The organism is Streptomyces sp. NBC_00513 (genome assembly GCF_041431415.1).
Taxonomy (GTDB): Bacteria; Actinomycetota; Actinomycetes; order Streptomycetales; family Streptomycetaceae; genus Streptomyces.
The window spans coordinates 5,295,514-5,320,164 of record NZ_CP107845.1; the positions used below are offsets into that span (position 1 = coordinate 5,295,514).

A 24,651-nucleotide genomic window follows, 5' to 3' on the forward strand; every position below is an offset into this window, starting at 1 on the left:
CCATGAACGCCGAGGCCCCGGTTCGCTCCGCAGACGAACACTGGCTCACCGTGGTGCGCCACCGCTTCCGCGACTGGAGGGGTAGCCGCCCCTTCTGGGCGGGGCTCTTCATTCTCTTCGGGGGCTTCCCGATCGCGTACTTCCCCTACGCGGACCTCCGCCTGGGCAACATCACGATCGCCATGTCGACGACCGCCGGTGCGGGTTCGCTGATCATCGGCGTCCTGCTGATGACCCTGGGCGTGGCCCTCTGGTTCCAGCAGGGCATCCGGGTTTTCGCCGGGGTGGCCTCGATCCTCCTGGCCCTGGTCTCCCTGCCGGTGTCCAACCTGGGCGGCTTCTTCCTCGGTTTCCTGTTCTCGCTGATCGGCGGTGCCCTGGCCCTCGCATGGGTTCCCGGCAAGCCGGCGGCCCCGGAAGAGGAGCAGGACCCGGCGGCGGCCAAGGCGGACGCGTTCGCCGGCGGCCCGCTGGGGATCCCCGGTCCCCGCGACACGGAAACGGCTTACGCGACCGAGACGACTGCCCACGCCGATGGCGGGAGGAACAGTGCGGGGTGACGAGACGCGGAGGGGTGAGACCCCGGACGCGGAGTCCCGTGAGAGAAAAGGCCCGCGACACGCGGCGCCCAGGAAGTCGCTGCTGACCAAGTTCCAGATACCCGTCGGCAAGACGATGGCACTGGCGGCCATGCCGACCGCCGTGTTCGTCGGGATGGGCATGGCCCCCAAGCTGGCCCTGGCCGACGACAAGGACATCCCCTTCGCGCCCGGTCCGTGCGTGACACGGTCCGACGAGCCCGCGGAGTCGGCCTCGCCGTCCGCGTCCAAGTCGCCTTCGCCGAGCGCCAGTGCGAGCACGTCGCCGAGCGCGACTCCCTCGCCCGGTGCGAGCGCGGTGGCGCCGAAGCCCGGCACGAAGCCGTCCGCTTCCAAGCCCACCACGCCCGAGAAGGCGAAGCAGAGCACTCCGGCGGCCACCCCGTCCGCGAGCGCCTCCCCGTCGCCGTCCGCCTCGGCGGCCAAGCCCACGAACCCCCTCGACCCGCTGGGTGTCGGCGACAAGGTCAAGGACTTCTTCGACGAGCTCGGCAAGCCCCTCAAGGGCACCGAGAAGCCGGCCACCCCGGCGCCCACCACGTCCACCGCACCCAAGCCCGACCCGTCGGCGGACGCGATCCGTGAGGCGGCGAAGCAGGCGGGCGCCAAGGTCGAGGAACTGCCCCAGAACGTCAAGGACACCGCCAAGTCCCCCAAGGACGAGACGGGCAAGGCCACCGACAAGGACAAGGCCGACAAGGACGAGGCCGACGAGAAGAAGGACGAGGACAAGACCTCGCCGTCCCCCTCTCCCTCGATCTCGGCGACGAAGGACGCGGACGGGAAGGAACCCTTCCCCTGCCCGACCTACGACGCCAAGGCGCTGGCCGACGCCGAGCTGGAGCCGGGCATCCCGCTCCTGCCCGACGAGCCCTGGTACCTCGACAGCTCCCGACTGACCCTCTACGGCCTGGACTACGCGGGCATCGTCGAGGTGAAGACGGCGGGCGGCAAGATCAAGAAGGTCCTGAAGTTCACTGCGGACTCCCTGGACATCAAGGACCTGTACCAGACCGTCGGCAAGGAGGGGAACGTCGCCCACCTGAAGTCGCGTCCGGGCTCCACGTCCACCATCCGCGGCGCCACGGTGACGATGTACACCGAGAGCCTCAAGGGGAAGCTCTTCGGGCTGATCCCGATCGAGTTCACCCCGAACAGCCCACCGCCCCTGAACGTCCCCTTCGCGTTCTTCACGGACGTCAAGGTCGTCCAGGCAGGCCAGTTCGGCGGCAACCTCACGGTCCCGGGCCTCAAGAACTACGTAGGCCCGCCGGAGTAGAACCCCCGTACACCCCGCACGTACGACTGAGGCCCGCTCCCTTCCCGGAACGGGCCTCAGTCGTGCGTTGCTCGGTCGCCGCTCCAGCACTGGGACGATGTGCCATGAGAACCCGTTTCCACGCCAACCACGACGAACCGCTGATGGTCCACTTCGAGATCATCGGCGGCCAGTGCCTCATCCCTCCGGGCGACTGGATCGATGTGGAGTTCGCCGAGTCCGATCCGCCGAGCTCGGTCCACCTCCGGGGCGGCGCCCTGATCCTGACCCAGGAGGGCTTCGGCTTCATGCGGGTCTGGGACTCCACGGGCCGGGAGATCGACCCCGGCGGGGAGTAGTGGCCGTACGCAGCCACCGCAGACACCGAGGCCCGCTCCCCCACGGGGGAGCGGGCCTCGGCCTCTGTGCGGCAGAGCCGGCCGGTCGGTCCGGCCGGGTCGGTCAGGCGCGGGAGTCGTCGCCGCCCAGGTGGTGGACGCGGACCATGTTGGTCGTGCCCGGGACACCGGGAGGGGAGCCGGCCGTGATGATCATCGAGTCGCCCGGGTGGTAGCGGTTGAGCTTCAGCAGCTCCGCGTCCACCAGGTCGACCATCGCGTCGGTGTTGTCCACGTGCGGGACCACGTACGACTCGACGCCCCAGCTCAGCGTGAGCTGGTTGCGGGTGCCGGTGTCGGTGGTGAAGGCCAGGATCGGCTGGCACGCGCGGTAGCGCGACAGGCGGCGGGCCGTGTCACCGGACTGGGTGAAGGCGACGAGCGCCTTCGCGTCGAGGAAGTCGGCGATCTCGCAGGCCGCGCGGGCGACGGCGCCGCCCTGGGTGCGCGGCTTCTTGCCCGGGACCAGCGGCTGGAGGCCCTTGGAGAGCAGTTCCTCCTCGGCCGCCGTGACGATCTTCGACATCGTCTTGACGGTCTCGATCGGGTACGCGCCGACCGAGGACTCGGCGGACAGCATGACCGCGTCCGCACCGTCGAGGATGGCGTTGGCGACGTCGGAGGCCTCGGCGCGCGTCGGGCGCGAGTTGGTGATCATCGACTCCATCATCTGGGTCGCGACGATCACCGGCTTGGCGTTGCGGCGGCACATCTCGATGAGCCGCTTCTGGACCATCGGGACCTTTTCGAGCGGATACTCGACGGCCAGGTCACCGCGGGCCACCATGACGGCGTCGAAGGCGTCCACCACGGCCGCCATGTTCTCGACGGCCTGGGGCTTCTCCACCTTGGCGATGACGGGGACCCGGCGGCCGACCTCGTCCATGACCTTGTGGACGTCCTTGACGTCGTTGGCGTCGCGGACGAAGGACAGGGCGACCATGTCGCAGCCCATCCGCAGCGCGAAGCGCAGGTCGTCGACGTCCTTCTCCGACAGGGCGGGGACGTTGACGGCGGCACCCGGCAGGTTGATGCCCTTGTGGTCCGAGATGACACCGCCCTCGATGACGATGGTCTTGACCTTGGGGCCCTCGACCGCGGTCACGCGGAGCTCGACGTTGCCGTCGTTGATCAGGATCGGGTCGCCCTGGGAGACGTCGCCGGGCAGGCCCTTGTAGGTGGTTCCGCAGATGGACTTGTCGCCGGGGACGTCCTCGGTGGTGATGGTGAACTCGTCACCGCGCACCAGCTCGACGGGACCCTCGGCGAAGGTCTCCAGGCGGATCTTCGGACCCTGGAGGTCGGCGAGGACGCCGACGGCACGCCCGGTGTCCTCGGAGACCTTCCGGACGCGGTCGTACCGCTCCTGGTGTTCTGCCTGGGATCCGTGGCTGAAGTTGAATCGGGCCACGTTCATGCCTGCCTCGATGAGCGCTTTCAGCTGCTCATACGAGTCGACGGCGGGGCCCAGGGTGCAGACGATTTTGGAACGGCGCATGAAGCGGATCCTATCCGGTTTGTTTCGCAGCGGAATATTCCGTCTGGTGGAAAGTCCAAGTGACTACTGAGTAACCAGCGCGTACGTCTGGGTGGCGATCTCCAGTTCCTCGTCCGTCGGGACCACGGCCACGGCCACCCGGGCGTACTCCGTCGAGATCAGGCGCGGCTCCGAGGAGCGTGCCGCGTTGGCCTCCAGGTCGAGCGCGAGGCCCAGCTCGGCCAGCCCGTCGACCGCGGCCTCCCGGACCTGGTGGGCGTTCTCGCCCACCCCCGCCGTGAACGCCACCGCGTCCACCCGGCCGAGCACGGCCGAGTAGGCGCCGATGTACTTCTTCAGACGGTGGACGTAGGCGGCGAAGGCGGTCGCCGCCGCCTCGTCGCCCTCGCCCGCGCGCCGCAGCACCTCGCGCATGTCGTTGTCGCCGCACATGCCCAGCAGACCGCTCTTCTTGTTCAGGAGCGAATCGATCTCATCCACCGAGAGGCCGCCTACCCGCGCCAGGTGGAAGATCACGGCCGGATCCAGGTCGCCCGAGCGGGTTCCCATGACCAGGCCCTCCAGCGGGGTCAGCCCCATGGAGGTCTCCACGCACACCCCGCCGCGCACGGCCGAGGCCGAGGCGCCGTTGCCCAGGTGCAGCACGATCACGTTCACGTCCTCCACCGGCCGGCCGAGGAGCTCGGCCGTGGCCCGCGAGACGTAGGCGTGGGAGGTGCCGTGGAAGCCGTACCGCCGGATGGAGTACTTGTCCGCCGTCGCGGCGTCGATCGCGTACCGGGCCACGTACTCCGGCATCGTCGAGTGGAAGGCGGTGTCGAAGACGGCCACCTGCGGCAGGTCGGCGCGCAGCGACCGGGCCACCTCGATGCCGGTCACGTTCGCCGGGTTGTGCAGCGGGGCGAGCGGGATCAGGCTGCGGATCTCCGCCAGCACCTCGTCGTCGATCACCGTCGGCCGGGTGAACCTGGTGCCGCCGTGCACGACCCGGTGCCCCACGGCCGCGAGTTCGGGGGAGTCCAGTCCCAGGCCGTCGGCGTCCAGCTCCTCGGCCACCGCCCGCAGCGCGGCCTCGTGGTCGCCGATCGCGCCGACCCGCTCGCGCTTGCCGCCGGCGGCGCCGGGGCCGGTCAGGGGTTCGTGGACCAGGCGCGAGGTCTCCTCCCCGATCCGCTCCACCAGCCCGACGGCGAGACGGCGGGAGTCCGCCATGTCGAGGAGCTGGTACTTCACCGACGAGGAGCCGGAGTTGAGGACGAGTACGCGCGATGCGGTCACGGGTGCGGTGCCTTCTCGTGTGTGGGGTGACTCGTGGGGGTGGGGGTGGGAGTGGCCTGCGGGTCAGCCGGCCGGCTGCTGTGTCTGCTGCGTCTGGGCCTGGATCGCGGTGATCGCCACGGTGGTGACGATGTCCTGGACCAGGGCGCCGCGCGAGAGGTCGTTGACCGGCTTGCGCAGGCCCTGGAGGACCGGGCCGACCGCGACGGCGCCCGCCGAGCGCTGCACGGCCTTGTACGTGTTGTTGCCCGTGTTCAGGTCGGGGAAGATCAGCACGCTCGCGCGGCCGGCCACCTCCGACTCGGGCAGCTTGGTCGCGGCGACCGAGGGTTCCACGGCGGCGTCGTACTGGATCGGACCCTCGATCAGCAGGTCGGGCTGCAGCTCGCGGACGATCTCGGTGGCCTTGCGCACCTTGTCGACGTCCACTCCGGAGCCGGACGTGCCGGTGGAGTACGAGAGCATCGCGATCCGCGGCTCGACGCCGAAGGCGGCGGCGGTGGCCGCCGACTGGACGGCGATGTCCGCGAGCTGCTCGGCGCCCGGGTCCGGGTTGACCGCGCAGTCCCCGTAGACGAGGACCTTGTCGGCCAGACACATGAAGAAGACCGAGGAGACGATGGAGGCGTCGGGCTTCGTCTTGATGATCTCGAAGGCCGGGCGGATCGTCGCGGCGGTGGAGTGCACCGAGCCGGAGACCATGCCGTCGGCCAGGCCCTCCTGGACCATCAGGGTGCCGAAGTAGTTGACGTCGGTGACCACGTCGTGGGCCAGCTCGACGGTCATGCCCTTGTGGGAGCGAACCTGGGCGTAGTACTCGGCGAATCGTTCCCGCAGGGGAGAGGTCGCCGGGTCGATCAGCTGGGCCCCCGAGATGTCGATGCCCAGGTCGGCGGCCTTCTTCACGATCGCCTGCTCCTCGCCGAGCAGGGTCAGGTCACAGACCCCGCGCCGCAACACCACGTCCGCGGCGCGCAGCACCCGCTCCTCGGTGCCCTCGGGCAGCACCACACGGCGGCGCTCGGAACGGGCCCGCTCCAGCAGCTCGTGCTCGAACATCATCGGGGTGACGCGCTCGGAACGCGCCACCGACAACAGGTCGCGCAGCTCGGCGGTGTCCACGTGACGCTCGAACAGGCCGAGCGCGGTCTCCAGCTTGCGCGGGGTCGCCGAGTTCAACCGGCTCTGCAGCGAGAAGAGTTCCGCGGCCGTGGGGAAGCTGTTGCCGGCGACCGAGACCACCGGGGTGCCCGGCGCGAGCTTCGAGGCCAGCGTCAGCACGGCCGGCGTCGGCCGCTCGTTGAGCGTCAGCAGCACGCCGGCGATCGGCGGGGTGCCGGAGGTGTGCGCGGCCAGCGCGCCCACGAGCAGGTCGGAACGGTCTCCGGGGGTGACCACCAGACATCCGGGGGTCAGCGCGTTGAGGAAGTTCGGCAGCATCGCCCCGCCGAAGACGAAGTCCACCGCGTCGCGCGCCAGCCCGGCCTCGTCGCCCAGCAGCACCTCGCCGCCGAGCGCGCGGGTGATCTCGGCGACGGTCGGCGCGGAGAGCGACTTGTCGTCCGGCAGCACGTAGCAGGGCACCGGCATCCTGGCGGCCAGTCGCCCGGCGATGTGGTCCCGGTCCTCGGCCGCCACCCGGTTCACGACCATCGCCACGACGTGGCAGCCCAGGCTCTCGTACGCCCGGTACGCGTTGCGGGTCTCGGCGCGCACGGCCTCGGCGGGGTGCTTCGTGCCGCCCACGACGGGCACGACCACGGCCCCCAGCTCATTGGCGAGGCGGGCGTTCAGCGCGAGCTCGTCCGGGAGGTTGGTGTCGGCGTAGTCGGTGCCGAGGACGAGCATGACCTCGTAGTCCCGGGCCACCCGGTGGTAGCGGTCGACGAGCCGGGAGACCAGTTCGTCGGTACCCTTCTCGGCCTGGATGGCCCAGGCCTCGTGGTACTCCATGCCGTAGGCCGTCGCCGCGTCCTGGTCGATCCGGTAGCGGGCCTTCAACAGGTCGAAGAGCCGGTCCGGGGCGTCGTGCAACAACGGACGGTAGACGCCGACCCGGGCTGTCTGGCGGGTCAGCAGCTCCATGATTCCCAGCTCGACGACCTGCCGGCCGTCCCCCCGCTCGATACCGGTCACGTACACGCTGCGCGTCACGCGTGCTCTCCGTCCATGTGTCGCCGCGGCGCGGTTCCTGGGCGCCGCGCGCGGATCTCCGAGTCGGTTGCCCCGGTTGATTTGGGCTTGACCTCTTGACAATACCTCTGCGGGCAGATAGGTCGCCCGCCGGGAAAAAGGCCTGTCCAGGGGGCCGAAAGGCCCGTCGGGGGTAGTGGCGCGTAGAGCGACCCACCCTCGGCCCGTGGAACAATCGGACAGGCTTCATCAATACGCCCTTCATATGTACGGCCGTGTGCCCGCACGCGTACGGCCAGGTACGACCAGGAGCAGGAGACACAGCACGATGCGTATCGGAGTTCTCACCGCAGGCGGCGACTGCCCGGGCCTCAACGCTGTCATCCGGTCGGTCGTACACCGCGCCGCAGTCGGCCACGGAGACGAGATCATCGGCTTCGAGGACGGTTTCAAGGGCCTCCTCGACGGCAACTTCCGCCCGCTCGACATCAATGCCGTCAGCGGCATTCTCGCGCGCGGCGGCACGATTCTCGGCTCAGCGCGCATGGAGCGGGCGCGCCTGCACGAAGCCGCCGAGAACGCCCGCGAACTGGCGACCCGCTACGGCATCGACGCGCTCATCCCGATCGGCGGGGAAGGCACGCTCACCGCCGCCCGGATGCTGTCGGAAGCGGGGATGCCGGTCGTCGGAGTGCCGAAGACCATCGACAACGACATCTCCTCCACGGACCGCACCTTCGGCTTCGACACCGCCGTCATGGTCGCGACCGAGGCCATCGACCGCCTCAAGACCACCGCCGAGTCCCACCAGCGCGTGATGGTCGTCGAGGTCATGGGGCGCCACGCCGGCTGGATCGCCCTGGAGTCCGGCATGGCCGGCGGCGCCCACGGGATCTGTCTGCCGGAGCGCCCCTTCGAGGTGGACGCGCTGGTGAAGATGGTGGAGGAGCGGTTCGCCCGCGGCAAGAAGTTCGCCGTCATCTGCGTCGCCGAGGGCGCGCACCCGGCCGAGGGCTCCATGCCGTACGAGAAGGGCGCCATCGACGCGTACGGTCACGAGCGCTTCGCCGGCATCGGCAACCGTCTCGCGGTCGAGCTGGAGCGGCGCCTGGGCAAGGAGGCCCGCCCGGTCATCCTCGGCCACGTCCAGCGCGGCGGCACCCCGACCGCGTACGACCGCGTGCTCGCCACCCGCTTCGGCTGGCACGCCGTCGAGGCCGTCCACCGGGGCGAGTACGGCAACATGACCGCGCTGCGCGGCACCGACATCGTGATGGCCCCGCTGGCGCACGCCGTCACCGAGCTGAAGACGGTCCCGGAGGACCGCATGTACGAGGCCGAGTCCGTCTTCTGACCGGGACCGGTGACCGGCCCGGGCGAGCGGGACCCGCGTCCCGCCCGCACGAGCGCGACCCACGTCCCGACATCGCGCGCCGAACGGCCCCGGTCGAGTCCCTCCGCGGACCGGCCGGGGCCGTCTCGGCCCGTTCCCGAACCGCCCGGAACGCGTCCTATTCCGCGCCGCCGGCGATGGCCCAGAAGCGGTTCACGATGTCCGCGAGGTACTCCCGGCCGGAATCGCCCGTCCCGGCGGTGCCCTCACCGCCGCCCCAGCTCAGGGTCGCGACCATGCGGGACTGGTACTCGCCGTGCAGCCGCTCCAGCACCCGTTCCAGGTGCGCCTTCGGCACCGGCAGCATCTTGGACAGCGGTTTCCCGTAGGCCTGCCAGCGGGTGGTGACCGCGCTGCGCAGCAGATCGGCCAGTTCCTCGTGCTTGCCGGTCGCCGTCACGAACTGGGCCAGGGTCAGTCCCAGCGTCGAGGCGAGGGCGGCGGACTGCCGCTCGTTCCCCTTCCAGCGGCCGGTGTCCTCCATTTTCTGGTAGGAGTTCGTCTCCAAACCGATGCGCCGGGCCAATTCCTCGGCGGCCATCCCCCTGGCCATTCGATGCTCCCGCAGGGTGATCGGCTCGGCGATGAGTTCCCCGGGGGAACACCAGAGCACGCCGGCGAGCGCCGTGAGCTCGGTGGAAGTGGGTGAGACCTCGCCCCGCTCCCAGGCCATCACGGTTTCGGGCGCGACATTCAGTCCGTACTGGGCGCGCAGGCCATAAGCGACGTGGCCGGGCGCCATGCCCAGGGCCGCACGCAGACGACGCGCGGCGGGGGCATTGAAGGGGGGGCTGGAGTGCACAAGCACACCGTAGGAGTGGCCAAGGCGTGGCGACTACAGACCATTCAAACAAGCTGATAACTCGTAGGAAAGTCCTATGGAAATCGGGGCTTTATGCCGGTTTCCTGGCGACTGTCCGGTAATCGGGGTCGTCGGAAGATCCATTTACAGGGTACGGATTCAGCCACTCCATTTCGCCGCTACCCCCGTACTCGTTGAGTGATCCCCGTCACAGGGCGTGAACCGGCCATGCGGCCGGTCCGTGATCCCTATCGGGGCCCTCGCCCACGGGGGTGGCGAGGGCCCCGAAAAAAAGGGGGGGGGTGCCCCTACGGCCTGAACCAGACCGTCGCCATCGGCGGCAGCGTCAGTCGCAGGCTCGCCGACCGCCCCTGCGCCGGAACGGGATCGGGCCGCAGCGACTGGAGGTGCCGCACACCGCTGCCGCCGTACCGCTCCTCGTCGGTGTTCAGGACCTCCCGCCACAGCGGGACCTCCTCCGGCACCCCGAGCCGGTAGCCGTGACGAACCACCGGCGAGAAGTTCGACACCGCCAACAACTGCGAGCCGTCCTGCGCGAACCGCAGGAACGCGAAGACGTTGTCGTCGGCCGCGTCCGCCTCCACCCAGGCGAAGCCCTCCGGCACCGTGTCCCGCTCCCACAGCGCGGGCGCCGCCGTGTACGCGCGGTTCAGGTCCCGCACCAGGGTGCGCACACCGCGGTGATCACCGGCCGCCGGATAGGACTCGTCCAGCACCCACCAGTCGGGCCCGTACGTCTCGGACCACTCCGACCCCTGCGCGAACTCCTGTCCCATGAAGAGCAGCTGCTTGCCCGGGTGGGCCCACATGAAGCCCAGGTACGCGCGGTGCGCCGCCCGCTGCTGCCACCAGTCACCCGGCATCTTCGACACCAGCGAGCGCTTGCCGTGCACCACCTCGTCGTGCGAGATCGGCAGCACGTAGTTCTCGCTGTACGCGTACACCATCGCGAAGGTCATGTCGTGGTGGTGGTACTTGCGGTGCACCGGCTCCTTCGACACGTACCGCAGCGTGTCGTGCATCCAGCCCATGTTCCACTTCAGGCCGAAGCCCAGCCCGCCCGCGTCCGTCGGCCGGGTCACGCCCTCCCACGCCGTGGACTCCTCCGCGATCGTCACCACGCCCGGGCAACGCCGGTACACCGTCGCGTTCATCTCCTGGAGCAGGGCCACCGCGTCCAGGTTCTCCCGGCCGCCCTGCTCGTTCGGCGTCCACTCGCCCTCGGAGCGCGAGTAGTCCAGGTAGAGCATCGAGGCGACCGCGTCCACCCGCAGGCCGTCCACGTGGAACTCCTGGCACCAGTACACCGCGTTCGCCACGAGGAAGTTGCGGACCTCCTTGCGCCCGTAGTCGAACTCCAGCGTCCCCCAGTCCGGGTGCGCCGCCCGCTGCGGGTCGTGGTGCTCGTACAGCGGCCGGCCGTCGAACTCGGCGAGCGCCCACTCGTCGCGCGGGAAGTGCGCGGGCACCCAGTCGACGATCACCCCGATCCCGGCCCGGTGCAGCGCGTCCACCAGGAACCGGAAGTCGTCCGGGGTGCCCATCCGCGACGTCGGCGCGAAGAATCCGGTGACCTGGTAGCCCCAGGAACCGCCGAAGGGGTGCTCCGCGACCGGCATCAGCTCCACGTGCGTGAAGCCGAGCTCCTTGACGTACGCCGGGAGCTGTTCGGCCAGCTGCCGGTACGACAGCCCCGGCCGCCACGACGCGAGGTGCAGCTCGTACACGGACAGCGGGGCCTGGTGCGGCGGCCGGAGCCCGCGCGTGGCCATCCACTCCGTGTCCTGCCACGTGTGGTGCGAGGCGGTGACCACCGACGCGTTCGCCGGCGGGACCTCCGCGTACCGCGCCATCGGGTCGGCGCGCACGGTGTGGCTGCCGTCCGGGCGCGTGATGTCGTACTTGTACATGGTGCCCTCGCCGACACCGGGCAGGAACAGCTCCCACACCCCGGTCGAGCCCAGCGAACGCATGGGGTACGCCACGGAGTCCCAGTACGAGAAGTCGCCGGTGACCCGCACCCCCTGGGCGTTCGGCGCCCACACCGTGAACCGGGTGCCGGCCACGCCCTGGTGCTCCATCGGCTCCGAGCCCAGCGCCGTCCACAGCTCCTCGTGCCGGCCCTCGCCGATCAGGTGCAGGTCCAACTCGCCGAGCGCCGGCAGGAACCGGTACGGGTCGTGGACCTCGATCTCGTCGCTGTCGTAGGCCACCAGGAGCCGGTACTCCGGCACGCCGGACAACGGCAACAGCCCGGAGAACAACCCGTCCCCCTCGTCGAACAACTCGGCGCGCAGTCCCTTGCCGAGGACCGTCACCGCCTTCGCGTAAGGGCGCAGCACCCGGAAGGCCACCCCGCCGCGGTGTGCCCGGGCGCCGAGCACCGCGTGCGGGTCGTGGTGACGGCCCTCCAGCAGCCGGGCCCGTTCCTCGGCCCCCAGCGCGGGCGCCGGCCGGACCCCGTGGGGTGGCGCGGCCTTGCGGGCCCGGGGCGCGCGGGCCTTCCGAACGGGCTCGGGGGTGACCCCGGATTCGTCGCGGACGGTCGGTGACGGCTGTCGTGCGGCGCTCACGCGAGCGGCCTCCTCGGGGGCTTCGGATGGGGGGTGGTGGAGCCTGGGGTGGTCGGCGGGGTCACGGGGTGTCCCGGCCGGTGAGCGGGCCGCTGTGGTTCGGACAGTCGCCGGATCGCCGCCATCGGGACGTGCAGCCAGTCGGGGCGGTGCCGGGACTCGTAGCGGGCCTCGTACACCGCCTTGTCGGTCTCGTACGCGCGCAGCAGCACGGGGTCCTCGCGCGGGTCGCGGCCGCTGGTGCGGGCGTAGCCCTCGCAGTACGCCGCCCGGCAGGCGTCCGCCCAGGCGGGGGCGAACGGCCGGTGGGAGCGGGCCGCGTAGTCGAAGGAGCGCAGTATCCCGGCGATGTCCCGCACCGCCGGTTCGGGTCGCCGCCGGTCGGCCAGCGGCCTGGCCGGCTCGCCCTCGAAGTCGATCAGCGCCCAACTGCCCTCGACGGTGCGCAGGGTCTGGCCCAGGTGCAGGTCCCCGTGGATGCGCTGGGCGGACACCCCGCCGCCCCGCGAGGCGGCCAGGGCGTCGAAGGCGCCGCGCAGCCCCGCCTCGTACGGTCGCAGCGCGGGCACCTCCCTGGCGGTCGCGGCCAGTCGAGCCGTCATCCCGGCGGCGAGCCGCGCGGTCTGTTCCGGCCCCAGCGCGACGGTGGGCAGGGCGCCGGCGAGGGCGTCGTGCACCTCGGCTGTGGCCCGGCCCAGGGCGTGGGCCTCGGCGGTGAAGTCGGCCCCGGCGCCGAGCCGGCGCAGCGCGAGCTGCCAGCCGTCGTCGGAGCCGCGCAGGTACGGCTGGAGCACGCCCAGGGTCAACGGTTCGGCGCCGGGCAGGTCGGCCTCGTACCAGGCGACCGGCGCGGGCACCCGTGCGCAGCCCGCGGCGGCCAGCGCCCTGGGCAGCTCCAGGTCCGGGTTGACTCCCGGGCCGACCCGGCGGAACACCTTGAGGATGTACGAATCCCCGTAGATGAGCGAGGAGTTGGTCTGTTCCCCGGACAGCGGCCGGGGTGTCGGCGCGGCCGGGATCAGGGCTCCCGGGTCCCGCTCGAAGCGCAACGGGCCGAGCGTTCCGGGGGAGCGCAATCGTTCCAGCAGCAGCGCCGCGAGCCGCGGATCGCCGAGTCCCTCGTAGACGGCCTGCCCGGCGTACGGCCCCTGTTCCGCGTGCCCGATCAGGGCGGGCGCGAGCGCCAGCGGCAGGTTCGGGCGTACCCCGAGCAGGAGTTGGTAGCAGTCCGAGCTGCCCTCGGCGTCCACGCCGACGAGCAGGTGCAGCAACCCGGGGGAGGCCCCGGGTGGCAGGAGTTCGACGGCCGAGACCAGACGAAGGCGCGTGATGGCGCGCCCCTTTCCGGCGAACCAGCGCTGCCTCGGAAGCCAGTTGCGCAGCATGGGTTCGAGCGGTCCGATGGGGACCGCGGCCAGGCTGCCCTGGCGACTCCGGGCGGATGCAGCCTCCGACATGGCGTCGCGTCCTTTCCCCGGGCCGTCACAGAATGCGCAGAGTGTCCCGGATGGCGATGGTTGCTGTCCGGCGGTGAACGAGTGTCGGGCCATGGATGATCCGTACAGGGGCGGGCGATTGACCCATTCGCGCGCCTTTTGCTCTTCGGGTCGCTCTTCGGGTCGTTCCTCGGGCTCGGTTCGCCCCGGGGCGCGGCAGCCCGACTCGCGGGGTCGTACGTGCTCGAAAGCGCGGTTGTGGCACGTTCCTTCGCGCGTTCGACCCCGTTCCGCGGGCGTGCCCCTTCGGCTCGCTCGCCCGGTGCCGACGTCGGTTCACGTCGGCTCCGGTGGGAGCGAAGGCCCCGCGTACTACTCGGTGCGGAGCCGGAACCAGTAGAAGCCGTGTCCCGCCAGGGTCAGCAGGTACGGCCACTCGCCGATCGGCGGGAAGCGCACGTCACCCGTGAGCTCCACCGGAACCCGCCCGTTGAACGACCGCAGGTCCAGCTCGGTGGGCTGCGCGAAGCGCGAGAAGTTGTGCACGCACAGCACCAGGTCGTCCCCGTACTCGCGAAGGAACGCGAGTACCGCCGGGTTCGACGACGGCAGTTCGGTGTACGAGCCGAGACCGAAGGCGGGGTTCGCCTTGCGGATCTCGATCAGCCTGCGGGTCCAGTGCAGCAACGACGAGGGCGATGCCATGGCCGCCTCGACATTGGTGACCTGGTACCCGTGGACCGGGTCCATGATGACCGGCAGGTTCAGCCTGCCCGGATCGCACGAGGAGAAACCGGCGTTGCGGTCCGGGGTCCACTGCATGGGGGTCCGGACGCCGTCCCGGTCGCCCAGCCAGATGTTGTCGCCCATGCCGATCTCGTCGCCGTAGTAGAGCACCGGCGAACCGGGCAGCGACAGCAGCAGGGCGGTGAACAGCTCCATCTGGTTGCGGTCGTTGTCCAGGAGCGGGGCGAGCCGGCGTCGGATGCCGATGTTGGCGCGCATCCGGGGGTCCTTGGCGTACTCGGCGTACATGTAGTCGCGCTCTTCGTCCGTGACCATTTCGAGGGTGAGCTCGTCGTGGTTGCGCAGGAAGATGCCCCACTGGCAGCGGTCCGGGATCGCCGGGGTCTTGGCCAGGATTTCCGAGACGGGGTAGCGGGACTCTCTTCGCACCGCCATGAAGATGCGCGGCATGACGGGGAAGTGGAAGGCCATGTGGCATTCGTCCCCGCCCTTCGTGAAGTCGCCGAAGTAGTCGACGACGTCCTCGGGCCACTGGTTGGCCTCCGCGAGGAGGACCGTGTCGGGGTAGTGCGCGTCGATCTCGGCGCGGACCCGCTTGAGGAGGGTGTGGGTGCGCGGCAGGTTCTCGCAGTTCGTGCCCTCCTCGGCGTACAGGTAGGGCACGGCGTCGAGCCGGAAACCGTCGATGCCGAGGTCCAGCCAGAAGCGGAGCGCCGAGATGATCTCCTCGACCACGGCCGGGTTCTCGTAGTTGAGGTCCGGCTGGTGCGAGAAGAAGCGGTGCCAGTAGTACTGCTTGCGTACCGGGTCGTACGTCCAGTTGGAGGTCTCGGTGTCGACGAAGATGATGCGGGCGTCCTGGTACTGCTTGTCGTTGTCGGCCCACATGTAGTAGTCGCCGTACGGACCGTCGGGGTCCTTGCGGGACTGCTGGAACCACTCGTGCTGATCGCTGGTGTGGTTCATGACGAAGTCGATGATCACCCGCATGCCGCGCTGGTGCGCGGCGTCCACGAACTCCACGAAGTCGGCGAGGTCGCCGAACTCGGGGAGTACCGAGGTGTAGTCGGAGACGTCGTAGCCCCCGTCGCGGAGGGGTGAGGCGAAGAACGGCGGCAGCCAGAGGCAGTCGACGCCCAACCACTGGAGGTAGTCGAGCTTGGCGGTGAGCCCCTTGAGGTCACCCACGCCGTCGCCGTTGCTGTCGTGGAAGGAGCGGACGAGCACTTCGTAGAAGACCGCCCGCTTGAACCAGTCGGGATCGCGGTCCTTGGCGGGGGTGTCCTCGAACGTGTCGTGGACGGGATCGTTGATCATCATGTGATGGGTGACCCTCCGGTGGGCGGGGACGGTCGCAGAGCGGCCAGTACGTGCGCGGGCGTGCGGCCCGGCTCTAGGCGCACGTAGTTCGCCCTGCCCCAGTGATAGGTCTCGCCGGTGAGCTCGTCGCGCACCGCGAGGGACCCGTGCCAGTCGAGGCCGAGTACCGGCATGTCCAACGAGACCGTCGCCTCCTGGGTGTGGTGCGGATCGAGGTTGACGACCACCAGTACGGAATTGGCTCCGGCGTGCTTCGAATAGGCGATCACCTGTTCGTTGTCGGTCGAATGGAAGTGGATGTCGCGGAGCTGCTGGAGGGCCGGGTTGCGCCGGCGCAGTCGGTTCAGGGCCGTGATCAGCGGGGCGATGGTCAGCCCGTCCCGATCGGCGGCCGCCCAGTCGCGTGGCCGGAACTCGTACTTCTCGGAATTCAGGTACTCCTCGCTGCCCTCCTTGACGGGGGTGTTCTCGCAGAGCTCGTAGCCGGCGTAGACGCCCCAGGCGGGGGACAGGGTGGCGGCGAGTACGGCCCGCACCTCGAAGGCCGGGCGACCGCCGTGCTGAAGGTACGCGTGGAGGATGTCGGGGGTGTTGACGAAGAAATTCGGCCGCATGACGGAGGCCGAACGGTCCCCCGACAGTTCGGTCAGGTACTCGGTCAGCTCGGCCTTGGTGTTGCGCCACGTGAAGTACGTGTACGACTGCTGGAAGCCGACCGCCGCGAGCGCGCGCATCATCGCGGGACGGGTGAAGGCCTCGGCGAGGAAGATCACGTCGGGGTCGGACTTGTTGATGTCCGCGATCACCTTCTGCCAGAAGACGACAGGCTTGGTGTGCGGATTGTCGACCCTGAAGATCCGCACGCCGTGATCCATCCAGTGGCGCAGGATCCGGACCGTTTCCTCGACGATGCCGGCCATGTCGGTGTCGAAGTGGATCGGGTGGATGTCCTGGTACTTCTTCGGCGGGTTCTCGGCGTAGGCGATCGTCCCGTCGGCGCGTTGGCGGAACCACTCCGGGTGCTTCTCCACCCACGGGTGGTCGGGGGAACACTGGAGCGCGAAGTCCAGCGCGATCTCCATCCCCAGCTCGCGGGCGCGCGCGACGAAGGCGTCGAAGTCCTCGATGGTGCCCAGTTCGGGGTGGACGGCGTCGTGACCGCCCTCGGTGGAACCGATCGCCCAGGGCACACCGGGATCCCAACTACCGGCGGACAGAGTGTTGTTCGGCCCCTTGCGCCATGTGCTCCCGATGGGGTGGATCGGCGGCAGGTACACGACGTCGAAGCCCATGGCGGCGATGGCCGGCAGCCGCTCGGCGGCGCTCCGGAAGGTCCCGCTGACCGGGGCCGAGCCGGGCTCCAGCACCGCTCCCTCGGAGCGCGGGAACATCTCGTACCAGGAACCGAACAGGGCCCGCTTGCGCTCGACGAGCAGCGGCAGGGCCTTCGCGGCGGTGACCAGCTCCCGCAGGGGCCGCTTGGCGAGGGCCGCCACCACCTCGGGCGCGAGGGCGGCGGCGTGCCGCTCGGCGGGGGCCCGCTCCTCGTCACGCATGACCTCGGCGGCGGCCAGCACGTCGGCCCGGCCGTCCCGCTTGGGGATCTTCGCGGCGGCCCGCTCGTGGAGCTCGGCGCCTTCGAGGAGGGTCAGGTCGGCGTCGATCCCGGCGGGGATCTTCACGGCCGCGTGGGCCCGCCAGGTGGCGAGCGGGTCGCTCCACGCCTCGACGGTGTACGTCCACCTCCCCTCGACCTCGGCGGACACCCGGGCCCCCCACCGGTCGGTGCCGGGGGCGAGCTCGCGCAGCGGTACGGGAGGCCGCAGCCGCCCGCTCGGATCTCGGAGTACGACGTGGGCGGAGACGGCGTCGTGGCCCTCGCGGAACACGGTGGCCGAGATCTCGAAGACCTCGTCCACAACCGCCTTCGCGGGTCTGGCGCCGCAGTCGACGGCGGGGCGGACGTCCAGCACGGGAATGCGACCGATCATGATGGGATCACCTGGGGGCAGTTCGCAGGGCTCGGTGACAACGGACCGACTGTCTGGGCAGCCGGCAGTGCACGCTCTGTTCGCTCTGTTTCTAGCCGCTCGGAAGACGGCTGCGCTGCGGGCATGGCCGCTCCTGTCCGCGTTCACTCGGGTGGCGGGAGGTGGGCGGGGTTGCCTCCGGACGGAGTCCGGGGCCTGGTGCGCCGTGCGTGTACCCGGGGAGCCCTTCCCACTCTGGTCCCGCCCAACCCGGGTGCCCGGTTAACTACTCGTACGTAGTGGCACGCGGATCACCAAGGGCCGGATCGACATCGGTCGAGGCTCCGTCAAGTCGACGAGGACCGACTGATGTACAGCGGCACACCCCCTGTCCCAGTTGCCTCACGGGCCCCGCAGACACCCTTGTTCCGCTTCGTCGGGCCCGCGCATCTCGTGTGCCCCGGCAAGCGCCGGGACACGCGGCCGGGCGGTCCGCGGGGCAGGGATCCGGCCGGAATCGCACCCCCCGCGGCGGACCGGAGCGGGCGGCCCGCGGCGGGCGTGCCGGCCGGTCGCCGGCCGTCTGCGGCCCTCCCCCGACGACCCGTTGGAGGCCCGGCCCGACGAGGCGCCATGGCCGGGCGACGAGGGCGCCGCTAGCCTTCCGGGGGTCGAAGCGCGGGTGCACAGCGTGGTGCGACCGCTCCGATCCGTCATCCCCTGCGAAGGTGGAACACGTGAAGGCTATCCGTCGATTCACCGTGCGCCCCGTCCTCCCCGAACCCCTTCTGCCGCTCGCCGACCTCGCGCGCAACCTGCGCTGGTCTTGGCACGCGGAAACCCGCGAACTCTTCCAATCCGTCGACCCCGAAGGCTGGCAGGCCGCCGGCGGCGACCCCGTCCGACTGCTCGGCGCCGTACCCGCCGCCCGGCTGGAGGAACTGGCCGGCGACCGCCGGTTCCTGCGCCGGCTCGCCGTGGCAGCCGCCGACCTCGACGACTACGTCCACGGCGGGAGGTGGTACCAGAGCCACGAGGGCGACGGCGGGCTCCCCGCGGGCATCGCCTACTTCTCCCCCGAGTTCGGCATCACCGCAGCCCTGCCGCAGTACTCCGGCGGCCTGGGGATCCTCGCCGGCGACCACCTCAAGGCCGCCAGCGACCTCGGCGTCCCGCTCATCGGAGTGGGCCTGCTCTACCGTCACGGCTACTTCCGCCAGTCGCTCTCCCGCGACGGCTGGCAGCAGGAGCACTACCCCGTCCTCGACCCCAACGAGCTGCCCGTCTCCCTGATCCGCGAGGAGGACGGCAGCCCCGCCCGGGTGGCACTCGCCCTGCCCGGCGGCCGAGCGTTGCACGCGCACATCTGGCAGGCCCGCGTCGGGCGGGTGCCGCTGCTGCTCCTCGACTCCGACGTCGAGGACAACGACACCGCCGCCCGCGAGGTGACCGACCGGCTCTACGGCGGCGGCAGCGACCACCGGCTGCTCCAGGAGATGCTGCTCGGCATCGGAGGCGTCCGCGCGGTCCGCACGTACTGCCGGCTCACCGGCCATCCCGACCCCGAGGTCTTCCACACCAACGAGGGGCACGCCGGGTTCCTCGGACTCGAACGCATAAGGGAACTGGGAGGAGAGCCGGGGCTCGGCTTCGACGCCGCCGTCGAGGCGGTCCGCGCCGGAACCGTGTTCACCACGCACACCCCCGTCCCCGCCGGCATCGACCGCTTCGAGCGGTCCCTGGTCGCCCGGCACTTCGGCGAGGGCGGCGAACTGGCCGGAGTGCCCGTGGACCGGATCCTCGAACTGGGTGCCGAGTCCTACCCCGGCGGCGACCCCGGGGTGTTCAACATGGCCGTCATGGGGCTGCGCCTGGCCCAGCGCGCCAACGGCGTCTCCACCCTGCACGGGGCCGTCAGCCGGGGCATGTTCGCCGGCCTGTGGCCGGGTTTCGACCCCGCCGACGTCCCCATCACCTCCGTCACCAACGGGGTGCACGCGCCGACCTGGGTGGCCCCCGAGGTCATCCGGCTCGGCGCCCGGCAGATCGGCGCCGGCCGGACCGAGGACGCGCTGTCGGTCGGCGGCTCCCCGCGCTGGGACGCCGTCGCCGGGATCGGGGATCAGGAGGTCTGGGACCTGCGCCGGGTCCTGCGCGAGCAACTGGTCCAGGAGGTCCGCGACCGGCTGCGCGCCTCCTGGAAGCAGCGCGGCGCCGCCGACGCCGAACTGGGCTGGGTGGACTCCGTCCTCGACCCGGACGTGCTGACCATCGGCTTCGCCCGCCGGGTGCCCTCCTACAAGCGGCTCACGTTGATGCTCCGCGACCCCGAGCGGCTGCGCAGGCTGCTGCTGGACCCGGAGCGGCCCGTTCAGATCGTCGTCGCGGGCAAGGCGCACCCGGCCGACGACGGCGGGAAGCGGCTCGTCCAGGAACTGGTGCGGTTCTCCGACGACCCGCGCGTGCGCCACCGCATCGTCTTCCTGCCCGACTACGGCATGGCCATGGCCCAGAAGCTCTACCCGGGCTGCGACGTCTGGCTGAACAACCCGCTGCGCCCCCTGGAGGCCTGCGGCACGAGCGGGATGAAGGCCGCGCTGAACGGCTGCCTCAACCTCTCCGTGCTGGACGGCTGGTGGGACGAGTGGTTCGAGCCCGACTTCGGCTGGGCGATCCCCACCGCCGACGGGATCGGGACGGACGAGGAGCGCCGTGACGACCTGGAGGCCAACGCCCTCTACGAGTTGATCGAGAGCCGGGTCGCGCCCCGCTTCTACGACCGGGCCGGGCACACCGGCCTCCCGACGCGCTGGATCGAGATGGTCCGGCGCACCCTGGTGTCGCTGGGGCCGAAGGTGCTCGCGGGACGCATGGTCCGCGAGTACGTGGAACGGCTCTACGCACCGGCCGCGCTCTCCCATCGCGCCCTCACCCCGGAGACCGCCCGCGACCTCGCCGACTGGAAGGGCCGGGTCCGCGGCTCCTGGCCGAGGGTCGGCGTCGAGCACGTGGAGGCCCTGGCCGCCGCGCCCGTCGGCGGCACCGCCGAACTCGGGGCCACGCTCACCCTCCGGGTACGGGTGGCCCTCGACTCCCTCGCGCCCGAGGACGTCGAGGTCCAGGCGGTCGCGGGCCGGGTCGACCCCCAGGACGTCATCCAGGGCGGCCGGTCCTTCCCGCTCAAGGCCGCCGCCGGACCGGACCTGGAGGGCCGCTGGGTGTACGAGGGCCCGCTCGCGCTCGACCGGACGGGTCCCTTCGGCTACACCGTGCGGATCCTGCCCGCGCACCCGCTGCTGGCGACCCCGGCCGAACTGGGCCTGGTCGCCGGGCCGGCGGACACCGACGCGGGGGGCGGCGTCCTGCTGCGCTGACCGCCGCTCAGGGGACGGGCGGCGGATCGACCAGCCGCCCGTCCTCCACCAGCATCCCGGCCCGCTTCACGGTGCGCAGGATCGGGACCAGCTCCACCTGCCGGATGCCGTCGACCGCGCCGATCCGCTCGGTGAGGTACGTGTACAACGCGTCGGTGTCCCGGCACACCACCACCGCGAGCAGATTCGCCGAGCCGGTGACCGCCGCCGCGAACGGCACCTCGGGGTGCTCGCCTATCGCCGCGCCCACCCGGGCCAGCCGGGCCGGGTCCACGGTCAGGAGCATCGCCGCCTCCGCCTCGTACCCGAGCGTCGCCGGCACGATCTCCACGTCGAAGTAGACCGCCCCCATGTCCCGCAACCGGTCCAGCCGGCGCCGGGCGGTGGACTCCGACAGCCCGGTGGCGCGGGCCAGTTCCGGATAGCCGGCGCGGCCGTCCTGCCCCAGCACGGCCAGCATCGCCAGCTCCGCCTCGTCCAGCGCGTACCGGTCCTGATCCGGCAGCGGCGGCTGCCGCTCCAGCGCCGCCACCTGGTCCGGGCGCAGCGCGTCGATGCCGAACCAGCGCTCGGGCCCGCCCGTGAACATCCGCAGGATGGTGTGCGCGCTCACCCCGATCACCCGGCGGGTGCGCGGGAGCTTCTCCAGCAGCAGGACGTCTCGGTCCTGGCGGGTCCGGGCCTTGGTCATGCAGTGGATCTCGGTGCCGCCGGAGTTGAGGGTGACCCAGGCGATGTCCGGCCGGCGGGACAGCGCCTCCGCGACGGCGAGCGCGGCGTCCGGCGTGCACTGCACCCGCAGCCAGGACTCGAACAGCCCGACGCGGCTGCCCAGCGGCAGCCCGACCACCCGGACCAGGCCCGTGGTGCGCATCCGGCGGTAGCGGCGCACCACCGTCTGGTCGGAGACCTCCAGCACCTCGGCGAGCCGGCTGAAGGAGGCCCGCCCGTCGATCATGAGGGCCTGCACGAGCGCCAGGTCGAGGTGGTCCATCTCGGCGGAACCGGCCAGAGGCTGCATGGTTTCCATCATCGCAGAGCCTCCGACGAGTGAAATCCGGCAGCGGAAGCCCGCTGGATGGTTGGTCCGGACGGGTGACCGCGACTCTGGTGGCACACCTCATCTGCTCTTGATCCGGAGAACCCCCATGCGTAAATGGCTGCCCTTGACGGCCGTGAGCCTCGGAGCCTTCATGCTCCTGGTCGACGTCACCATCGTGACCGTCGCGCTCCCGGACATGGCCACCGACATGAACACCGGTTTCGCCGGACTCCAGTGGGTGATGGACATCTACGCCCTCGCGCTCGCCGCACTGCTGCTCGGCGCGGGCTCCCTCGCCGACCGGATCGGCCGCCGCCGCGTCTACCTCGGCGGACTCGCCGTCTTCGCCGCCGCCTCCCTGGCCTGCGGCCTGGCCACCGGCCCCGTCCTGCTGATCGCCTTCCGCGCAGTGCAGGGCATAGGCGGCGCGGCGATGTTCGCCACCACCATGGCCCTGCTCAGCAGCGCCTACCAGGGCCGCGACCGGGGGATCGCCTTCGGCGTCTGGGGCGCGGTCAACGGCGCGGCCGCCGCAGCCGGACCGATCATCGGCGGGCTGCTGACCGAGCACTTCGGGTGGCGCTGGATCTTCTTCATCAACCTGCCCGTCTGCGCCCTGGCCGTCTGGGTCACCCTCAAGGCCGTCGCCGAGTCCCGCAACCCGCACGCCAAGGGCCTCGACCTGCCCGGCATGGTCACCTTCACGGCGGGCGCCGGCATCGTCACCTACGCCCTCATCCGGGTCGCGGAGAACGGCTGGACCTCCGCCGCCACCCTCGGCCTGCTCGGCCTCGGCGCGGCCTGCTTCGCCGCCTTCGTCCTCGTCGAACTGCGCACCGCGCACCCGATGCTCGACCTCTCCCTCTTCCGCAGCCCGACCTTCGTCGCGGTGATGGCGGGCGGACTGCTGCTGTCCGGGGCCGCGTTCTCGTACCTCATGTACGTCTCGCTCTGGCTCCAGTCCGCCGAGGGGATGGGCCCGGTCCAGGCCGGACTGGTCCTGGTGCCGCTGAGCCTGGCCGCGTTCCTCGTCTCCGCCGTGGCCGGCCGACTGCTGCACGGCGCCCCCGCCCGACTGTCCATCGGCGGCGGGCTGCTGCTGATCGGGGCGGGCGCGCTGCTCCAGGCCTGGATGCTGGACGCGGGCGACGGCTGGACGGCCCTGGTGCCCGGACTGGTGCTGACCGGCGTGGGCGTCGGGATGGCCACCCCGCCGCTGGCCGCCGCCGCGATGGGGACCGTCGCCCCGGCCCGGGCCGGGATGGCCGGCGGCGCCCTGAACACCGCCCGCCAGCTGGGCAACGCCCTCGGCATCGCGGTGCTCGGCGCGCTCTTCCAGGCCGGTCTGACGAGCGGCCTCGCCGGCAGCGGGCAGCCGCACGGCACCGCCGAGGCCCTGGCCTCGGGCGGGGCGGGGCGGTTCCTCGCGGCCGGCCCGCAGGCCCGGGAGTGGGTGGAGGCCGCCTTCGCGAGCGGGCTCCGGGACACCTTCGTGGCCTCCGGGGTGATGGGTCTGGTGGGCGCGCTGGTGGTGGTCCTGCTGATCCGTCCCGCCCGGGGGACCGGGGCGTCGCTCCCGGCCCGGGCCAAGGGTTCGACGGGCTCGACCACCGAGCGGGCCTCCGCCTGAGCCGCCGAGGCCGTACGGCGACCCGCGCATCCGAACTCCGGGTGCGCGGGTCGCCGTACGTCCGGGGGCGTTCGTGTGCACGGGAGCGTCCGTATGTACGGGGGCGTTCGCGTGCCCGGGGGCGTCCGTATGTACGGGTGGTGGATGGGCGTACGACGGCCGTCCGGCCCGGTTGTCCGGTCCGGGAGGGTGAACCTTCGAACGCGCTGCGCATGCTGAATCGTTTCTGCTGATCGGCCCGCTCCTACGCTGCCCGCTGGATGTCTCCGGATCCGGCATCCAGCGACCAGAGAAACGGACTGCTCATGCGTGCTCGCACCACCGCCGCGGCCTTCCTAGGCGCCCTCGCGCTCGTCCTGCCGGCCTCCGGCCAGGCCATGGCCGACGACGACTACGACGGTCACCACACGCTCGGCCGCCTCTACTACGTCGTCGAGGACGAGGACGGCGACGAGTACACCCGACACATCAGCCCCTCGGACAACGACACCTGCTACGAGCTGACCGGAACCTCCCGGCACCAGCCGGCCACCGAGGCCTACAACCGCACCGAGTCGCTGGCGGTCCTCTTCGAGGGCCGCGGCTGCAACGGCCGGGCGGTGCGCACCCTGGCGCCGGGCGGCGGGGCGCACGACGTCGAGGCCCTCTCGGTCTACTTCCGGCCCACCGGCGGGGACGGCCACGGCCACCACGACGGCGGCTGGAACGACGACGAGGACCGCCGCGTCCGCCGCGACGCCCGTCCCGAGCAGGGTCGTCAGACGAACCTGGTCAAGCCCGCCGTGGCGGCCGTCGCCGCCCCGGCCGCGGCCCCCGCCCCGCGCCCGGCCGACGACGAGCCGTCCTTCGACGAGTCCGCCGACGAGCAGTCGCGCGAGGACGAGCAGCGCGGCGAGGACGAGCAGCGCGACGAGGCGGGCCGTCCGGGCGACGACCAGGCCGAGGACGAGAACGGACAGCGCGACGAGGCGCGCGACGAGGCGCGTGACGAGCGCGGCCAGGCCGACGAGGACGAGGCGCGTGACGAGCGCGGCCAGAACGAGGAGGACGAGGCGCGCGACGAGGACGGGCAGCGCGACGAGCGCGGTCAGGACGGCGACGAGGAAGAGGAGTACGGCGTCCTGGACACCGTCTTCCGCGCCATCGGCTGACACGCCCCGGCGCTGGCACCGGCGCTGA

The 24,651-nt window shown here is 71.3% G+C and carries 16 protein-coding genes; 7 read left to right on the forward strand and 9 right to left on the reverse strand.

Features of this window, described 5'->3' with window-relative positions:
* The first annotated feature begins 2 nt into the window (after positions 1–2).
* The 3 genes from OHA84_RS24625 to OHA84_RS24635 all read left to right on the forward strand — a co-directional run bounded on the left by OHA84_RS24625 (position 3) and on the right by OHA84_RS24635 (position 2,216).
* Positions 3–560 (forward strand): DUF6114 domain-containing protein, encoded by a 558-nt coding sequence (locus OHA84_RS24625; RefSeq protein ID WP_053677508.1) that lies wholly within the window; start codon positions 3–5, stop codon positions 558–560.
* Positions 550–1,878 (forward strand): hypothetical protein, encoded by a 1,329-nt coding sequence (locus OHA84_RS24630; protein WP_266969741.1) that lies wholly within the window; start codon positions 550–552, stop codon positions 1,876–1,878. Before OHA84_RS24625 ends, OHA84_RS24630 begins: the two co-directional genes overlap by 11 nt.
* A 104-nt stretch (positions 1,879–1,982) precedes the next feature.
* Positions 1,983–2,216: a hypothetical protein gene (locus tag OHA84_RS24635; protein ID WP_266969739.1), complete on the forward strand. Its 234-nt coding sequence runs from the start codon at positions 1,983–1,985 to the stop codon at positions 2,214–2,216.
* Between the two features lie 103 nt (positions 2,217–2,319).
* On the opposite strand, the gene pyk is transcribed toward OHA84_RS24635, so the two are convergent.
* The 3 genes from pyk to pta form a co-directional block, all read right to left on the reverse strand.
* Positions 2,320–3,753: a pyruvate kinase gene (gene pyk, locus OHA84_RS24640; RefSeq protein ID WP_053677515.1), complete on the reverse strand. Its 1,434-nt coding sequence runs from the start codon at positions 3,751–3,753 to the stop codon at positions 2,320–2,322.
* Positions 3,754–3,816: 63 nt separating this feature from the next.
* The gene (locus tag OHA84_RS24645) at positions 3,817–5,031 is read right to left on the reverse strand and encodes an acetate kinase (protein WP_266969737.1); all 1,215 of its coding nucleotides are present in this window, start codon (positions 5,029–5,031) and stop codon (positions 3,817–3,819) included.
* Between the two features lie 63 nt (positions 5,032–5,094).
* Positions 5,095–7,185, reverse strand: coding sequence for a phosphate acetyltransferase (gene pta / locus OHA84_RS24650; protein ID WP_266969735.1), 2,091 nt, complete (start codon positions 7,183–7,185; stop codon positions 5,095–5,097).
* A 307-nt stretch (positions 7,186–7,492) separates the two neighbouring features.
* Between pta and OHA84_RS24655 the strand changes: the two genes are divergently transcribed.
* A complete protein-coding gene (locus OHA84_RS24655; RefSeq protein ID WP_053677521.1) occupies positions 7,493–8,518 on the forward strand; it encodes an ATP-dependent 6-phosphofructokinase in 1,026 nt (341 codons plus the stop codon).
* A gap of 157 nt (positions 8,519–8,675) precedes the next feature.
* Here OHA84_RS24655 and OHA84_RS24660 read toward each other — a convergent pair whose 3' ends face one another.
* The 5 genes from OHA84_RS24660 to OHA84_RS24680 form a co-directional block, all read right to left on the reverse strand.
* Positions 8,676–9,365, reverse strand: a complete 690-nt coding sequence (locus tag OHA84_RS24660) for a helix-turn-helix domain-containing protein (protein ID WP_266969733.1) — start codon at positions 9,363–9,365, stop codon at positions 8,676–8,678.
* Positions 9,366–9,667: 302 nt separating this feature from the next.
* On the reverse strand, positions 9,668–11,953 hold the full coding sequence (gene glgB, locus OHA84_RS24665; RefSeq protein ID WP_078998775.1) for a 1,4-alpha-glucan branching enzyme: 2,286 nt from the start codon (positions 11,951–11,953) through the stop codon (positions 9,668–9,670).
* Positions 11,950–13,410 (reverse strand): phosphotransferase, encoded by a 1,461-nt coding sequence (locus OHA84_RS24670; protein WP_266969731.1) that lies wholly within the window; start codon positions 13,408–13,410, stop codon positions 11,950–11,952. Before OHA84_RS24670 ends, glgB begins: the two co-directional genes overlap by 4 nt.
* A 351-nt stretch (positions 13,411–13,761) precedes the next feature.
* Entirely contained in the window at positions 13,762–15,456 is a 1,695-nt protein-coding gene (treS, locus tag OHA84_RS24675; RefSeq protein WP_053677523.1) for a maltose alpha-D-glucosyltransferase, read from the reverse strand.
* On the reverse strand, positions 15,453–17,447 hold the full coding sequence (locus tag OHA84_RS24680; protein ID WP_266969729.1) for an alpha-1,4-glucan--maltose-1-phosphate maltosyltransferase: 1,995 nt from the start codon (positions 17,445–17,447) through the stop codon (positions 15,453–15,455). The genes treS and OHA84_RS24680 overlap by 4 nt, the downstream gene beginning before the upstream one ends.
* A gap of 716 nt (positions 17,448–18,163) precedes the next feature.
* Here OHA84_RS24680 and glgP point away from each other — a divergent pair.
* Positions 18,164–20,800 carry an alpha-glucan family phosphorylase gene (glgP, locus tag OHA84_RS24685; protein ID WP_266950015.1) on the forward strand — a complete coding sequence of 879 codons (2,637 nt, stop codon included), beginning with the start codon at positions 18,164–18,166 and terminating at the stop codon, positions 20,798–20,800.
* A gap of 7 nt (positions 20,801–20,807) precedes the next feature.
* Here glgP and OHA84_RS24690 read toward each other — a convergent pair whose 3' ends face one another.
* Positions 20,808–21,821: an Lrp/AsnC family transcriptional regulator gene (locus tag OHA84_RS24690; RefSeq protein WP_107089158.1), complete on the reverse strand. Its 1,014-nt coding sequence runs from the start codon at positions 21,819–21,821 to the stop codon at positions 20,808–20,810.
* Between the two features lie 127 nt (positions 21,822–21,948).
* Here OHA84_RS24690 and OHA84_RS24695 point away from each other — a divergent pair, with 127 nt between their 5' ends.
* The gene (locus tag OHA84_RS24695) at positions 21,949–23,472 is read left to right on the forward strand and encodes a DHA2 family efflux MFS transporter permease subunit (protein WP_053677526.1); all 1,524 of its coding nucleotides are present in this window, start codon (positions 21,949–21,951) and stop codon (positions 23,470–23,472) included.
* Positions 23,473–23,777: 305 nt separating this feature from the next.
* Entirely contained in the window at positions 23,778–24,623 is an 846-nt protein-coding gene (locus tag OHA84_RS24700) for a hypothetical protein (protein ID WP_266969727.1), read from the forward strand.
* The last annotated feature ends 28 nt before the right edge of the window (positions 24,624–24,651 follow it).